Here is a 14,655-nt window from a genome sequence, read left to right as displayed (position 1 = left end):
GTACTAATTCTGGCCGTGGTCGAACACCGGCTGGCCACGCTGGAGGTGCGGCGGCTGGAGCTGCTTGCCGAACAGTCGGGCGCGGGCGCGGCGGGTGTGCACGAACTGCTCGAGGCGCTGGTCATTCCCATGCTCGAACTGGGCGACCGGCACGGGATCAACCACTACGGGCGGTTTCTCGAACAGATCCACACCCACCCGGCGGTCACCGATGCCGCCAATCTGGAATCGGCGCGGCGCACCTCGGTGCGGGTGATCATGCGGCAGTTGCAGGCCGAGCTCACCGACCTGCCGAAACGATTGCGGCTGCGCCGGTTACGGGCGCTGCCGACGGTGCTGTTCGCGCTGCTGGCCGATCATGAACGGGCCGTGGAGGCCGGGCGGGTCGCCGCCGGGGACGTGGCGGCGTGGGGAGAGATCGTCGACATGCTGGCGGGCGTACTGACCGCGCCGGTCGTGGAGCGCGCTCCGATTCGCTGACTCCACCGCGGATTCACCTACGCCGCAATGCGAACGGCCCGTACCGGATCGAATCCGGTACGGGCCGTCTCGTGCTCGAGTGCGGTGGGTCACCGCTGCTGGGGCGGGTAGTTCGGCGGTGCGGGCTGCGGATACCCACCCTGCTGATAGCCCGGCTGCTGGTAACCGCCGCCGGGCGGCGGGTAGCCCTGCGGCGCATACGGATCCGAAGGCTGCGCGGGGTAACCCGGCTGGTTCGGCGCGGCGTAACCCGGCTGCGGGTGCTGGTAATTCTGTTGCGGCGCGCCATAGTTCGGCTGTGGAGCCGGGTAGTTCGATTGCGGCGCGGGATAATTCTGCGCGGCCGGAGCGCTCGGCGGCGGCAGGTACCCGTGCTGGGGCGCGCCGATCGGCGGCGGGAAGGATCCGCTCGGGGCCGGGTAGCCCTGGACCGGGGTGTTCTGCTGGTCGTAGGGGCTGGGCGCCTGATCGTACGGGGCGGGCGCCGGGGCGTAGACCGGGGCGGTGGACTGGGCGCTCTCCCGCTTCTTCTTGAGGGCGAACCAGGCGCCCACGCAGATGAGAATGAAGACGAGCAGGCCGATGAGGCCGAAGGCGTGGTCGATGAGGCGGACGCCGATCCGGATGGCGATGATCACCACGATGGCGCCGACCACGGCGATGACGCCGCGGACCTTGCCACCACCTTGCTGCTGTGACATGAGTGGAATTCCCCCGAACTCGAAAATGATTGCCGGGGCAGCATACCCAAGCGCGCTCGACACGTGGGGGTGCGAAGTTCGGTGTGATCTGGCAGGTTGCCGGTGACGCGGCTACCGTTGGGGGTCGTGGATATCACCGCAGCAGCCATGGAATCGCCCGCGCGCCCGCGGTGGCTCGGCGTCGGGCTACCGCTGCTGGCGGGCGGGGCGGTGGCCGGCGGGCTGGCGCTGCTGCACTTCCGGGATCCGCACGTGCAGAACTCCTACGGGGTCTGCCCGTTCTACGAACTCACCGGATACTGGTGCCCCGGCTGCGGCGGGCTGCGCGGGTTGCACAACCTCACCGATGGCCGCTTTCTCGACGCCATTCAGAGCAATGTGCTGATCCTGCCGCTCACCCTCGGATTCATCGCCTGGTGGGGAACCTGGCTGGTGCGCGGGTTCCGGGGCAGTTCGACCCCGCCGCGACTACCGCAGGTCCTGCCCAAATCGGCGATGTGGGTGGCGCTGGCGTTCCTCTTCGTCTTCACCGTTGTCCGGAACACGCCGTGGGGGAGCTGGATCGCCCCCGTTTAGTCCTGGGGCATGCTCTGGGTATGAGCGATTCGTTGAAGTCCCGCGTGCGCGAGAAGCTGGTGCGTCAGCTCGAGGAGGACGGGCCGCCGGATCCGGATCTGGAGGACACCCGGCAGGTCTCGGTCCGCGACGACCTCGACCGCCTGGACGCGGTGGCCGAGGACGATCCCCTGATCGAGGAGCTCGCGGCCCGATACCTCGTGCCGTAGTTCGGAATCCGCGGCTCAGAATCCGCAGGGTGCGGAGCCGTCGGCCGAGCCGTTGAAGGGGCGGGTCTCCGGGACCGGGTTCCAATGTCCTTCGGTGTGGGCGTAATTCCACGCGGGGCCGTTCTCGACCAGGGTGGCGATGGCGTCGATGAGCCGGTCCACGTCGGCGGCGGTGGTGCCGAGGCCGATGCTGGCGCGCAGGGCGGCGTCGACGCCGAGGCGGGACAGCAGCGGGTGGGCGCAGAAGCGGCCGTCGCGCACGCCGATGCCGTGCTCGGCCGAGAGATAGGCGGCCACCCGGCCGGGCTCGAAGCCGTCGATGGTGAAGGCGACAATGCCGACGGCGTCGGTGCTGTCGCGCCAGATGCGCAGGAAGTTCACGCCCGGAACGGTTTTCAGGCCGTAGCGCAGGCGGTGGGTGAGGTACTGCTCGTGCTCGACGACGGTCGTCTCGTCGAGATCGGCGAGGGCGTCGCAGGCGGCGGCCAGGGCGGCCACCCCGAGCACGTTCGGCGAACCGGCCTCGTGGCGCTGCGGGGCCGGGGCCCACTCGACGCTGTCGGTGCTGACCGAGCGCACCGCGCCGCCGCCCGCCAGGTAGGGCTGCGCGGCGTCCAGCCAGTCGCGGCGGCCGACCAGCACGCCCGCGCCGAACGGTGCGTAGGCCTTGTGGCCGGAGAAGGCGAGATAGTCGATGCCGGTGGTGCGCAGGTCGATGCGGCGGTGCGGGGCCAGCTGGGCGGCGTCCACCAGGATGCGGGTGCCGCACTGGTGCGCGATCCAGGCCAGCCGCTCCAGCGGCAGCAGCTCACCGGTCACATTGGATGCGCCGGTAACCGCCAGCAGCGCAGCGGGTTTCGAGCAGAGCTCGGCGACCACGCGCTGAATGGTCTCCTCGATGGTGTCGGCGATCGGCACCACCCGGCGGCCGCGGCGGGCCCAGGGCAGGAAGTTGGCGTGGTGTTCGACGTCCAGCACCACGGTGTCGCCGGGCACGCAGCAGGCCAGCAGGTTCAGCGAGTCGGTGGTGTTGCGGGTGAAGACCACGACCTGGTCGTCGGCCGTGTTCAGGAAGCGGGCGACCGAGCCGCGGGCCGACTCGTAGCAGTCGGTGGAGATCCGGGAGGCGTAGCCGGCGCCGCGGTGCACGCTGGCGTAGAACGGCAGCAGCTCGGCGATCCGGTCGGTGACCTGCTGCAATGCGGGGGCGCTGGCGGCGTAGTCGAAGTTGGCGTAGCCGATGGTCCCGCCCTGGACGAGCGGAACCTGGAGATCACAGCCGGACACGGTGGCGAGGGCGGCACAGGTCTGGTCGGCGAATGCGGTCATCACGAAATCCCATCGGGTTCATGGACGCGCGATCGGGCTATATCCGAAAAGGAATCGATCGAGAGTCCGCGCTTGCCGTGCCCGGTCGGGCTACGGCCCGGTCGTCACCCGGAGCACCCCGCCGCGGAGGGAGGGTTGCCGACCAGCTAGCCGGGGCTTGACGCTGGTACTCATGACCTGATTGCAGAGACTGGCAGATGATTCGCGAGCTTGTCAACCCCGCCGCGGCGTGCGGCGGGCTGTGACGGACGGCACGTCCGGTTCGGAAAAATCGTCCGAAAGTTGGATCGGGTGGGCCGCAAAGTTCGAATCGCGCGATCGTTGCTGAGGCGTATGGTCGAGGTGAAGTTAGGGTAGCCAAAGTGGGATGCCCCGAAGTTGATCACGAGGAGCGCGACCATGTTGGACACCGGCACCCCGTTCTCGACGCTGATCCGCACCGCGACCGAGCAGCAGCACAACGAGGCCGAACACTCCACGTTCATGCGGGACATGCTCACCGGGCAGCTCGGCGTGGAGGCGTTCTACCGGTACACCGCGCAGCTGTGGTTCGTCTACGCCGCCCTCGAAAAGCATTCCGACGCACTGGCTTCCGATCCGGTCGCGGGTCCGTTCGTCAAGCCCGAACTGGCGCGGCGGGCCGCGCTGGAGTCCGACCTGGCCTACCTCGGCGGGGAGAACTGGCGCGAGCAGCTGACCGCGCTGCCCTCGACCGCCGCCTACGCCGCACGCATCGAGGAGTGCGCCGATGCGTGGTCGGCCGGCTACGTCGTCCACCACTACACCCGCTACCTGGGTGATCTCTCGGGCGGCCAGGTCATTCGCGGCACCGCGGAGAAGCAGTGGAACCTGCCCAAGAAGGGCGACGGCGTGCGCTTCTACGTCTTCGACGGAATCGCCAATCCGGCCGCGTTCAAGCGCGAGTACCGCGAGAGCCTGGACCGGCTTCCCCTCGAAGGTCCCGAGGTCGATCGCGTGCTCGACGAGGCGCGCTTGGCGTTCACGATGAACACCGATCTGTTCCGTGAGCTGGGTGCCGAGTTCAGCGCGCGGAACTGAAATCGCTGCCCAGAAGGCCGTCGGCCCCGTTTCATCAGGCGGGGGAGGCGGCCTTCGTGCTGTCTGCCCGGTAAGTCGTTGACCCTGTTCGTCGGGGGCAGGGTCAACGGCGACTTCGCGGGGGGCGACGGCAGCGCCCTTGCGTCGGGGCGCGGCAATGGGTTGCCATGGAGGGCATGAGTTTTGCGCTGTTGCTGAGTTTCGTCGGGTTGTGTGTGCTGCTGGCGCTCACCCCGGGCCCGGATACCTTTCTGGTACTGCGCTTCTCGATGGCCGGATCGCGACCCGGCATCGCCGCGGCGGTGGGGTCGGCGTTCGGCGGGATCGTGTGGGCGACCGTGGTCGCGGCGGGCGTGGCCGCGCTGCTGGAACAGTCGGCGACCGCATATCGCACGCTCAAGGTGATCGGCGGAATCTACCTGGTGTACCTGGGGATTCGGGCGCTGCTGGCGCATCGGCGGGGGCAGGGCGAGGATTCCGGGGAGACCGAAGTTCAGGTGGCGCAGGGCAAGCCGGTATCGATTCGCTCGGCGTTCGCTGCCGGTTTGCTGTCCTGTGTTTTCAATCCGAAGGTGGGTTTGTTCTATCTCGCGGTGCTGCCGCAGTTCCTGGTTCAGGTGACGTTCTTGAACACGCTCACCCTCGGTGCGATCGAATCCACCGTCGCCGCAATCGAAATGATCGTGCTGGCGGTGGCGGCCGCGCGGGCGGTGGCCCTGCTGAAGCGGCCGAAGATCCGGGCCCGGCTGGAACAGGCGAGTGCGGCGATTCTCGCGGCGCTGGGGATCGGGACGGCCGCATCGGCCGCGGCGTGAATCAGTCGGCGATCTCGGCGCGGTGGTAAGCGCCGTTGTAGTAGACCAGCGGGCCGACTGCGGGGGAGTCGGCGGTGTTGTCGTGCACCTGGGTGACCAGACCGATGATCAGGGTGTGGTCGCCGATCGGGAGGAGCTGGTGGACGGTCGCGCGGACCCAGATGGGGGTGCCGTGCAGGACAGGTTCGCCGGTGCCGAGCGTCGTCCATAGCGACCGGTCGGTGAAGCGTTCCTCCGCGGACCGGCTGAACCGCTGGGCCAGATGCTTCTGATGCTCGCCCAGGAAGTGCACCACCAGCGATTCGGCCCGCAGCATGGCCTCGATGCTGGAGGAGGTCTCGGCGATATTGAACGAGATGAGCGGGGGCTGCGCGGAGAGCGAGGCGAACGAGGTGGCAGTGAAACCGACGGGACCGTTCTCCGAGTTCAGGGTGACGATGGTGACGCCCGCCGGATAGTGCCGCATGGCGGCGCGATACTGCTGCGCGGTTATGCCGCTCAGATCGTCGGGCACGTGTAGCTCGGTGCCGGGCGTCGGGGAATCGCTCACGCCTCCGCCTCGCTGCGCTCGGCTCCGGCGTGCGCGATGCGCGCTGTGTCTTCGATTCGCTCGCTGCGCTCCCTCATGTCTCGAACCTACGTGGTCGAGCGCCCGGTTATTCCCCGCGCGGCAAGAAATCGCTCAGTCCACGTCGATGGCCAGCCCCGCGGTGATGCGCACCAGCTCCCCGAAGGTCGTGCGGAACACCGTGTTCGGATGCCCGCCCGCCGCCCACAGCTCCTGATGCTGCGAGAGCGCGTTGTCCACGAAGGTGGGCAGATTGGTGGGATGCCCGAGCGGTGCGACGCCGCCGATGGGCTGCCCGGTGACTTCCCGCACCATAGCCGCGGGTGCGCGGGTGAGGGTGCCCTCGAGTCGCTCGCCGGTGCGGTCCAGATCGCCCTGGTGCGCGCCGGAGACCAGCAGCAGCACCGGATCGTCGTCGAGCAGGCAGACCAGCGACTTGGTGATGGCTCCGACCGTCACCCCGAGCGCCTCGGCGGCTTCCTGCGCGGTATGGGTGGGATTGGGCTGAGTGATGATCACACCGTGATGGCCGCGCGCTATCAAGGTGTCGGAAACCCTCGACGCGACCGGTGGCAGCGACCTGCGCATGGGAACCAGGGTAAGGCGATTGCGGTGAATGTGCGGGGGATCAATAGTCGGGGTAGCCCTCCTCCGGGCCCAGCAGCTCGTGGATGCGGGCGCGCACGACGGGGATCAGCTCCTCGACGGTGCGGCCCGAAACCTGCTCGCGGACACAGGAATCGAAGACCCGCTCCAGGTCCACCGCGGACAGGGCGTGCAGTTCGGCGGCGGCGGCCGTCTGCAGTGCGGCGTAACCCGGATAGGGGCGGCCGTCGGCGAGCTTCTGCGCCCAGGTGACATTGCAGCAACACTCGTACAGTGCGTGAATTGCGCGCAGGCGGGAGAGCGAATTGAAGCGGTCGAGGCCGATTCCGTGATGCATCAACATCGTGACCTCACAAACGGGAATCGCAGAATGTGCGGACGCGCTAATCGTGGCCCCGGAACCGCCCGGAAGGCACTGGTACGCAGCAGATTTAGCACAGGGTTTACACCGGTCTGCCGGACCGCCGGCACCCCAGATACGCTGGACCGATGACCGAATGGAAGGCTTTCGAGGTCGAAAGCAAGGACCACATCGCCCAGGTGACGCTCACCGGTCCCGGCAAGGGCAATGCCATGGGCCCGGACTTCTGGCGTGAGCTGCCGCTCGTCTTCGGCGAACTCGACGCCGACCCCGAGGTTCGCGCCATCGTGCTCACCGGATCCGGCAAGCACTTCTCCTACGGCCTCGACCTGCCCGCCATGAGCCCGCTGTTCGGGCCGCTGCTGGCCGACAAGGCGCTGGCCGGGCCGCGCACCGACTTCCTCAAGCACGTGCGCAGCATGCAGGACTCGGTCACCGCGGTCGCCGACTGCGCCAAGCCGGTCATCGCGGCCATCTCGGGCTGGTGCATCGGCGGCGGGCTGGACCTGATCGCCGCGGCCGACGTCCGGCTGGCCAGCGCCGACGCCAAGTTCAGCCTGCGCGAGGCCAAGGTGGCCATCGTCGCCGACATCGGTCGCTGCACCGGCTGCCGGGGATCATCGGCGAGGGGCACGTGCGCGAACTCGCCTACACCGGCAAGGACATCGACGCCGCGCGGGCCGAGAAGATCGGTCTGGTCAACGACGTGTTCGCGGATCAGGATGCCGTGCTCGATGCCGCCTACGCGATGGCCCGCGAAATCGCGGCAAACCCGCCGCTGGTGGTGCGGGGCATCAAGGATGTGCTGGATCAGCCCAAGCGCGGGCGGATCGCGGACGGGCTGCGCTACGTGTCGGCCTGGAACTCCGCGTTCCTGCCCTCCGAGGACCTGACCGAGGCGATCACCGCGGTCTTCGAAAAGCGGCCGCCCGAGTTCAAAGGCAAGTAGCCCCTTCGGGTTCGCCTGAAAAAGGACTGCGCACCTCCGGTTCCCGGCCTATCGTTGGGCGGGTACCGGAGGTTTGGCCATGGCGACATCCGAGGTGAGCGAGTCGACCGGCGAGGGCGGCTTCACGCATCGGCAGATTTTGGTGATACTCAGCGGATTGCTGCTGGGGATCCTGCTCGCGGCGCTCGATCAGACCATCGTCTCGACGGCCATTCGCACCATTGCCGATGACCTGAACGGGTATTCGCTGCAGGCGTGGGCCACGACCGCGTATCTGATCACCGCCACGCTGGCCACGCCGCTCTACGGCAAGCTCTCGGATATGTACGGGCGCAAGCCCTTCTCCCTGGCCTCCATCTCGATCTTCGTGACCGGATCGCTGCTGTGCACCTTCGCGCAGTCCATGTACGAGCTGGCCGTGTTCCGGGCCCTGCAGGGGCTGGGAGCGGGCGGGCTCATGTCGCTGGCGCTGACCATCGTCGGCGATATCGTGAGTCCCCGCGAAAGATCCAGGTACCAAGGGTATTTCCTGGCCGTGTTCGGCACCTCCAGCGTGATCGGACCGGTGCTGGGTGGGCTGTTCGCGGGGCAGCACAGCATTCTCGGGATCGCGGGCTGGCGCTGGGTATTCCTTGTGAACGTGCCCATCGGATTGTTCACCCTGGTCGTGGTGACCCGGGTGCTGCACCTGCCACAGCGCGAGAAATCCCGTGACCGCGTGGACTATTGGGGCGCGCTGGCGCTCATCATCGCGGTGACCCCGCTGCTGGTGGTGGCGCAGCAGGGCCGCGACTGGGGCTGGAGCAGTGTGCGAGCGCTGCTCTGCTACGGCATCGGGGTGCTGGGAATCGTCGGATTCGTGGCGGTGGAGGCCGCGCTGGGGGACGCGGCGCTGGTGCCGTTGCGCATCTTCCGGAATCGGACCTTCGCGCTCGGGGTGGTCATCTCGTGCGTGGTCGGAGCGGGCATGTTCGGCGGAATCCTGTTGCTGCCACAGTATTTGCAGGCCGATCGTGGTGCGAGCCCGATGATCGGCGGTCTGCAGATGATCCCCATGGTGCTGGGGATGATGATCGGCTCGGTGGTGTCGGGCCAATTGATCTCGCGCACCGGGCATTACCGGATCTACACGCTGCTGGGCGCGGCCATGATCACGATCGGGCTGTTCCTGCTGCACTTCCTGAAGGCCGACACCGCCTTCTGGATCGTGGTGCTGTTCATGCTGTGCGTGGGCTTCGGCCTGGGCAATCTCATGCAGCCGCTCATCGTGGCGCTGCAGAATGCGTTGCCGCCCAAGGACATGGGCGTCTCGACGGCCGCGGCCACCTTCTTCCGCCAGATCGGCGGCACCCTGGGCGCGGCGGTGTTCCTCTCGATCCTGTTCGACCGGCTCGGCCCCAATATCCGTTCGCAACTGCTCGAAGCGGGGCAGGATCCGGCCTTCCAGCAGGCGGTCGCCAGTGGCGCATACGACGGGAACCCGGCGGATATGGCGCTGTCGCAAGGGATTCTGAACCACGACACCTCGGCGGCGCAGGGCGTGCTCAATGACAGCTCGGTGATCCAGAAGCTGAATCCCGTACTCGCGCAACCGTTCAAGGTCGGTTTCGCGGACGCCCTGTCGACGGTCTTCCTGACCACGTCCGCGGTGACGCTGGTCGCCTTCCTGCTGGTGCTGCTGTGGAAGGAAGTCCCGCTGCGCACGACAGCCGGGTTGACGACCGCGGCGGAGTAAAGCGAAGGGGCGGCGCGGAATCCGCGCCGCCCCTCGAGCATCGGGCTCAGTGCCCGCCCTGCTCCTTCAGCCGGGCGTACGCCTCGCCGACCAGCTTCTCGGCCTTCTCGCGGCCCTCCCAGCCCTCGACCTTGACCCACTTGCCGGGCTCCAGGTCCTTGTAGCGCTCGAAGAAGTGCGCGATCTCCTTGCGCTGGAACTCCGGGATGTCCTCGACGTCCTGGATGTGATCCCAGCGCTTGTCCTTGTTGGGGACCGCGACCAGCTTCTCGTCGGTGCCGGCCTCGTCGCTCATGATGAGCACGCCGACCGGACGGGCCTCGACCAGCACGCCCGGGAACACCGGCTCGGGCAGCAGCACCATGCAGTCCAGCGGGTCGCCGTCGCCGCCCAGGGTGTTCTCGATGTAGCCGTAGTCGGCCGGGTACATCATCGGGGTGTAGAGGTAGCGGTCCAGGCGCACGCGTCCGGTCTCGTGATCGACCTCGTACTTGTTGCGCTGACCCCGGGGGATCTCGATGGTGACGTCGAACTCCACGTCATCTCCTTCTGTGGGCGGTAGGGCTGCCGACTCGCCAGCTCGTTCGAGGGAACGACTGCGCAACGAGGATAGTGTGGACCGCGAGTGTGTGGGTTCGGCAGGGACGTCCCGGGGCCCCCAGCGGTACAGCCATAGCCCCACCACAGGTATCAGGGAGACAGCGGCAGGTGTTTGGTCGGAACAAGCAGAACATCGGTGGTCTGGAGGCCAAGCGGCGGCGCAGAACCTGGATCGTGGTGTCGTTCGGGCTGGTCGTGGTGCTGGTGGCGGCCGCGTCGGTGGCCCTGATCCTGAAGCCGTGGACCGAGGAATTCCGGCACGGGGGCTTGACCATCGCCGACCCGCCCGCACCCGTGAAGCCGATTCCGCAGGTCGCGCCCGCCCCGGTGACCGCGCCCGCCGCCACCGCCACCGGTCTGGCCGCCGCCCTCGGGGCGGCCGTCGCGAATCCGGATCTGGGCGCCTTCGCGGCCTCGGTCTCGGATGGGGACACCGGCAAGGTGCTGTGGACCCTGGACGCCGACAAGGCCATGATCCCGTCCTCCACCGGCAAGATCCTGACCATCGCGGGCGCGCTGCTGGCCCTGCCCGACGACCACCGGGTCACCACCAAGGTGGTGGCCGGTGCGGTGCCCGGGCAGATCGTGCTGGTCGGCGGCGGCGATCCGACCATCACCGCGCAGCCGGACGGCAAGGGCTACTACCCGGACGCGCCGAAGTTGCAGGATCTGGTCGCGCAGGTCAAGGCGTCCGGGCAGCGGGTGGATTCGATCCTGGTGGACACCTCCGCCTACGCCGGACCGAATTTCGCACCCGGCTGGGAGGCCGCCGATATCGCGGGCGGCTCCATCGCGCCGCTGGACCCGGTGATGATCGACGGCGGGCGGCTCGACCCGCTGGTCGAATATTCGCCGCGCACCGCCACTCCCGCGCTCGACGCCGGGAAGCGGCTGGCCACCGAGCTCGGGGTCGATCCGGCGAAGGTGACCATGGGCAATGCCCCGGCAGGCGCGACCCAGCTGGCCGTCGTGCAGTCCGCGCCGCTGCGCGAACGCATGCTGCAGGCCATGGTGCACTCCGACAATGTGCTGGCCGAGGCCATCGGCCGCGAGGTGGCCGTCGCGCTCGGGCAGGAGCCCTCCTTCACCGGCGCGGTGACCGCCATGTCGACCGTGCTGCAGGCCGCGGGATTCGATTTGAACGGGTTGAAAATGTCCGACAACAGCGGACTTTCGACCGACGACCGGATTCCGCCGCGTCTGCTCAACCGGGTGCTGACGGTGGCCGCGCTGCCCGGCACCGCGGGCTCGCAAGGCAATTCGACCGCCGACCCGGCCTCGGACAAGACCGCCGCCGGATCGCCGCTCGCCCCGCTGCTGGACTACCTGCCCGTCGCGGGGGCGACCGGCTCACTGGCCAACCGCTACGTCGACCGGGATCGGGAGGGCGCGGGCTGGATTCGCGCCAAGACCGGAACTCTGTCCGTGTCGAGCGCGTTGGTGGGTTATGTGCTGGACCGCGACGGACGGGTGCTGACGTTTGCCCTCATGTCGAACGATCGGCCCCCGGAGGTGAGCCGACCCGCGTTGGACGCCGTCGCCAACGTACTGCGCAACTGTGGCTGCTCCTGACGGGTGGATGAACATGACCGGACCCGAAAACCCTTCGGCCCTCGCCGATTCGGAAGATCGTGAACCGACCCGGCGGTCCCGCGCCAATCTGACCGGCGTCGTCGACTGGAATGTGGCCGCCCGCACCGGCGCCGCGTTGGTGCCCGCGGGGCCGCGCACCTCCCGGTACTCGGCCGAGCAGGCGGTCGCCGAACTCGCCTCCGCCTCGGTGCGCGCCGAGGGGCCGGTGCGCGAGGTCAGCGGGCTGGACGACGGCTCGGTGGTGCCGGACGCGCTGGTCGTGGACCGGCCCGGCTGGATCCGGGCCGCCGCGGACTCCATGTCGCAGCTCACCGGCAGTGGCGTCGAGCCCGGAGGCGCGGGCAAATTCGTCGGGAAACCGGCCGGTTTGCAGGCGGGGGCCATGCTGGCCTTCCTGTCCACCGCCATCCTCGGCCAGTACGACCCCTTCACCGGGCCGAACGGCACCCTGCTGCTGGTGGCGCCCAACATCATGGCGGTGGAACGCGCACTCGGCGTGCCGCCCGCCGACTTCCGGCTCTGGGTCTGCCTGCACGAGGTCACCCACCGGGTCCAATTCTCGTCCGCCCCATGGATTTCCGACTACATGCGGCGCAATGTCGAGGTGCTCGGCGAGGCCGGGGACGAACCGCTCGCCGACATGCTGGCCCGCCTGGCCGAGGCCGTGCAGGCCCGCCGCCGCGGTGAGGAGGATCCGGCCGCGTCCGGTGTCATCGGACTGCTGCGCGCCACCCAGGCCGAACCCCAGCGCGACGCCCTCGACCGCCTGCTCATGCTCGGCACCCTCCTGGAAGGCCACGCCGACCACGTCATGGACGCCGTCGGCCCCGCCGTCGTCCCCTCGGTCACCCGCATCCGCGCCGCCTTCGACCAGCGCCGCAAGCGCCCCGCCAACCCCATCCAGCGCCTGCTGCGCGCCCTGCTCGGCATGGACGCCAAGGTTGCCCAGTACGTCCGCGGCAAGGCCTTCGTCGACGAAGTGGTGAACACCGTCGGCATGGAACGCTTCAACACCGTCTGGACCGACCCCGAAACCCTGCCCCGCACAGACGAAATCAGCGAACCGCAGCGCTGGGTGACCCGCGTCCTGGGCTGATCCGAGGTCCCGCGGTCGCCGCATGCGACGATCTGGGCGTGAATGATCGGCTCCGGCTGCCCGAGACACGTGCCGCGTTGGAAATGCGGCGCGCCGTGCGGGAGTGGCTGGGGCGATACGCGCCGGCGGGCGTGGTAGCGGTGGCGCTGTCCGGTGGGGCCGATTCGGTCGCCCTGACGGCGGCCGCGTGCGCCGAGGCGGATGTGGTCGACGCGCTGATCGTGGATCACGGATTGCAGGCGGGGTCGGCGGAGGTGGCCGCGGAGGCCGCTGCGCTGGCAATGAGATTGGGCTGCCGATCGGCTCGGGTACTGCCGGTCTCGGTCGGGAGCGATGGTGGGCTCGAGGCGGCGGCTCGGCGCGCCAGGTACGCGGCGCTGGATGAAGCGCGGCAAGGCCTTCCGGTGCTGCTCGGGCACACTCTCGATGACCAGGCCGAAACGGTCCTGCTCGGATTGGCGCGCGGATCGGGTGGGCGGTCGATTCGGGGCATGGCGGAATTCGACCAGCCGTGGGGGCGGCCGTTGCTGGGGGTGCGGCGCGGGGTGCCGCGGGAGTTGTGCGCGGATCTGGGGATCGTGCCCTGGGAGGATCCGCACAACGGTGCGCCGGAGTTCACCCGGGTGCGGGTGCGGAATGAGGTGTTGCCGCTGCTCGAGGAGGTGCTCGGGGGTGGGGTTGCGGGGGCGCTGGCGCGGACGGCGGCGCAGTTGCGGGAGGACGGGGAGGTGCTGGATGGGCTCGCGGAGGAGTGGCTGGCCGACGCGCGGGAGGGCGACGCGCTGCGAATCGAGACGCTCGCCACTGCGGCCGCGGCGGTGCGGCGTCGCGTCATTCGCGCCTGGTTGCTCGGGCATGGCGCAAAATCATTGACGGACAGCAATTTACGGGCGGTGGACGCACTGGTCACCCGATGGCGTGGACAGGGCGGGGTCGCGGTGGGTGGTTCGCCCAGTGGGACCAGGTTGGTTGCCGCGCGCGAACATGGCAGGCTCATACTCAGGTCAGAGTGAACCCGCGCGCCCAGGCGCGGCCGGGGTCGACACATCACTGAAGGGATACCAGCGGACGTGTACGGGGACGACATCGCGTCGGTGCTGATCAGCGAGGAAGAGATCGCCGGCAAGGTCGAGGAACTGGCCGAACTGGTCGCCAAGCGCTACCCCGCCGATGCCCCGGAGGGCGATCTGCTGCTGGTGGGCGTGCTCAAGGGCGCGATCTTCTTCATGACCGATCTGGCCAAGAAGCTCACCGTGCCGACGCAGATGGAGTTCATGGCCGTCTCGTCCTACGGGTCCTCCACCTCGTCCTCGGGTGTCGTGCGCATCATGAAGGACCTGGACAAGGACATCGCCGGGCGCAATGTGCTGATCGTCGAGGACATCATCGACTCCGGGTTGACGCTGTCGTGGCTGCTGCGCAACCTGTCCAGCCGCAACCCGGCCTCGCTCGAGGTGGTCACGCTGCTGCGCAAGCCCGACGCGCTGCGCACCCAGGTCGACGTGATGGCTGTCGGCTTCGACATCCCGAACGAGTTCGTGGTCGGCTACGGCCTCGACTACGCCGAGCGGTACCGCGATCTGCCCTACATCGGCACCCTGAACCCGAAGGTCTACGGGGGCTGAGAACGGCTCTCCGAGCCCCTGCCGTTCGAAGCCGTCCCATGATTTGGGGCGGCTTTCGGCGTCGATGTGATGAATATCACTGGCCCGATCGGGTTGAGGGAAGGGCCCGCCGTCGGCGGTGTTGCTGGGAGTCCGCGATCGGTTGGCGACGGGGTGGTCGGTCGGACGCGTGTTGTGTGTAACCGCTGGTCAAGTGTTCGCTTGGGGGTGGATGGGGGAGTCTCGCCGAATGGCCAGCGGTTCGCGGGTCCGGTTAACGGAATGTTTCAAGTGCGCCATATGCTGTCTGTAACAAACCTGACGGCTGTTTTCTGATCCTGTTGCAAACTTTCGGGTCGGATACGGCTGGAAAA

16 protein-coding genes, 1 pseudogene and 1 riboswitch are annotated in these 14,655 nt (G+C 68.5%); of the genes and pseudogenes, 11 read left to right on the top strand and 6 right to left on the bottom strand.

Annotated elements, in window-relative coordinates; all coding sequences use genetic code 11:
* The coding region (locus tag NS2_RS35985; protein WP_186817594.1) for a hypothetical protein at nucleotides 1-480 on the top strand (480 nt) is incomplete at its 5' end.
* A gap of 89 nt (nucleotides 481-569) precedes the next feature.
* Here the strand turns inward: NS2_RS35985 and NS2_RS13085 are convergent.
* Nucleotides 570-1,181, bottom strand: a complete 612-nt coding sequence (locus NS2_RS13085) for a hypothetical protein (protein WP_033087678.1) — start codon at nucleotides 1,179-1,181, stop codon at nucleotides 570-572.
* A 126-nt stretch (nucleotides 1,182-1,307) separates the two neighbouring features.
* Here NS2_RS13085 and NS2_RS13080 point away from each other — a divergent pair, with 126 nt between their 5' ends.
* Nucleotides 1,308-1,757 (top strand): DUF2752 domain-containing protein, encoded by a 450-nt coding sequence (locus NS2_RS13080; protein ID WP_052086350.1) that lies wholly within the window; start codon nucleotides 1,308-1,310, stop codon nucleotides 1,755-1,757.
* Between the two features lie 20 nt (nucleotides 1,758-1,777).
* Nucleotides 1,778-1,966, top strand: a complete 189-nt coding sequence (locus tag NS2_RS13075) for a hypothetical protein (RefSeq protein WP_033087680.1) — start codon at nucleotides 1,778-1,780, stop codon at nucleotides 1,964-1,966.
* Between the two features lie 15 nt (nucleotides 1,967-1,981).
* Here NS2_RS13075 and NS2_RS13070 read toward each other — a convergent pair whose 3' ends face one another.
* The gene (locus NS2_RS13070; RefSeq protein WP_033087681.1) at nucleotides 1,982-3,295 is read right to left on the bottom strand and encodes an aminotransferase class V-fold PLP-dependent enzyme; all 1,314 of its coding nucleotides are present in this window, start codon (nucleotides 3,293-3,295) and stop codon (nucleotides 1,982-1,984) included.
* A 63-nt stretch (nucleotides 3,296-3,358) separates the two neighbouring features.
* Nucleotides 3,359-3,473: riboswitch (SAM riboswitch) on the bottom strand.
* A 221-nt stretch (nucleotides 3,474-3,694) separates the two neighbouring features.
* On the opposite strand from NS2_RS13070, the gene NS2_RS13065 reads away from it, so the two are divergent.
* Complete coding sequence (locus NS2_RS13065) at nucleotides 3,695-4,354, top strand: biliverdin-producing heme oxygenase (protein ID WP_063897705.1); 660 nt, start codon at nucleotides 3,695-3,697, stop codon at nucleotides 4,352-4,354.
* Nucleotides 4,355-4,530: 176 nt separating this feature from the next.
* Nucleotides 4,531-5,169 (top strand): LysE family translocator, encoded by a 639-nt coding sequence (locus NS2_RS13060; RefSeq protein WP_033087717.1) that lies wholly within the window; start codon nucleotides 4,531-4,533, stop codon nucleotides 5,167-5,169.
* Between the two features lies 1 nt (nucleotide 5,170).
* Here the strand turns inward: NS2_RS13060 and NS2_RS13055 are convergent, their stop codons facing one another.
* The 3 genes from NS2_RS13055 to NS2_RS13045 all read right to left on the bottom strand — a co-directional run bounded on the left by NS2_RS13055 (nucleotide 5,171) and on the right by NS2_RS13045 (nucleotide 6,686).
* Complete coding sequence (locus NS2_RS13055; RefSeq protein WP_033087682.1) at nucleotides 5,171-5,719, bottom strand: flavin reductase family protein; 549 nt, start codon at nucleotides 5,717-5,719, stop codon at nucleotides 5,171-5,173.
* Between the two features lie 132 nt (nucleotides 5,720-5,851).
* Complete coding sequence (locus tag NS2_RS13050) at nucleotides 5,852-6,325, bottom strand: YbaK/EbsC family protein (protein WP_147207174.1); 474 nt, start codon at nucleotides 6,323-6,325, stop codon at nucleotides 5,852-5,854.
* Between the two features lie 40 nt (nucleotides 6,326-6,365).
* Entirely contained in the window at nucleotides 6,366-6,686 is a 321-nt protein-coding gene (locus tag NS2_RS13045; RefSeq protein WP_033087684.1) for a 2-oxo-4-hydroxy-4-carboxy-5-ureidoimidazoline decarboxylase, read from the bottom strand.
* Between the two features lie 146 nt (nucleotides 6,687-6,832).
* Between NS2_RS13045 and NS2_RS13040 the strand changes: the two are divergent.
* Together NS2_RS13040 and NS2_RS13035 are read left to right on the top strand one after the other, a co-directional pair.
* A pseudogene (locus NS2_RS13040) lies at nucleotides 6,833-7,653 on the top strand (crotonase/enoyl-CoA hydratase family protein).
* Between the two features lie 79 nt (nucleotides 7,654-7,732).
* Nucleotides 7,733-9,388, top strand: a complete 1,656-nt coding sequence (locus tag NS2_RS13035) for an MDR family MFS transporter (protein WP_052086345.1) — start codon at nucleotides 7,733-7,735, stop codon at nucleotides 9,386-9,388.
* A gap of 46 nt (nucleotides 9,389-9,434) precedes the next feature.
* Here the strand turns inward: NS2_RS13035 and ppa are convergent, their stop codons facing one another.
* Nucleotides 9,435-9,926 carry an inorganic diphosphatase gene (gene ppa / locus NS2_RS13030; protein WP_033087685.1) on the bottom strand — a complete coding sequence of 164 codons (492 nt, stop codon included), beginning with the start codon at nucleotides 9,924-9,926 and terminating at the stop codon, nucleotides 9,435-9,437.
* 170 nt (nucleotides 9,927-10,096) lie between these two features.
* Here ppa and dacB point away from each other — a divergent pair, with 170 nt between their 5' ends.
* The 4 genes from dacB (at nucleotide 10,097) to hpt (ending at nucleotide 14,302) form a co-directional block, all read left to right on the top strand.
* Nucleotides 10,097-11,560 (top strand): D-alanyl-D-alanine carboxypeptidase/D-alanyl-D-alanine endopeptidase, encoded by a 1,464-nt coding sequence (gene dacB / locus NS2_RS13025; RefSeq protein ID WP_081985879.1) that lies wholly within the window; start codon nucleotides 10,097-10,099, stop codon nucleotides 11,558-11,560.
* A 13-nt stretch (nucleotides 11,561-11,573) separates the two neighbouring features.
* Complete coding sequence (locus tag NS2_RS13020; RefSeq protein ID WP_370737293.1) at nucleotides 11,574-12,677, top strand: Rv3626c family coenzyme F420 biosynthesis-associated protein; 1,104 nt, start codon at nucleotides 11,574-11,576, stop codon at nucleotides 12,675-12,677.
* Between the two features lie 83 nt (nucleotides 12,678-12,760).
* Nucleotides 12,761-13,690 (top strand): tRNA lysidine(34) synthetase TilS, encoded by a 930-nt coding sequence (tilS, locus tag NS2_RS13015; protein ID WP_045437482.1) that lies wholly within the window; start codon nucleotides 12,761-12,763, stop codon nucleotides 13,688-13,690.
* 57 nt (nucleotides 13,691-13,747) lie between these two features.
* Nucleotides 13,748-14,302, top strand: a complete 555-nt coding sequence (gene hpt, locus NS2_RS13010) for a hypoxanthine phosphoribosyltransferase (protein ID WP_033087687.1) — start codon at nucleotides 13,748-13,750, stop codon at nucleotides 14,300-14,302.
* The last annotated feature ends 353 nt before the right edge of the window (nucleotides 14,303-14,655 follow it).

Source organism: Nocardia seriolae NBRC 15557 (genome assembly GCF_007990715.1).
Taxonomy (GTDB): Bacteria; Actinomycetota; Actinomycetes; order Mycobacteriales; family Mycobacteriaceae; genus Nocardia; species Nocardia seriolae.
This window is presented reverse-complemented; position numbering and strand designations above follow the sequence as displayed.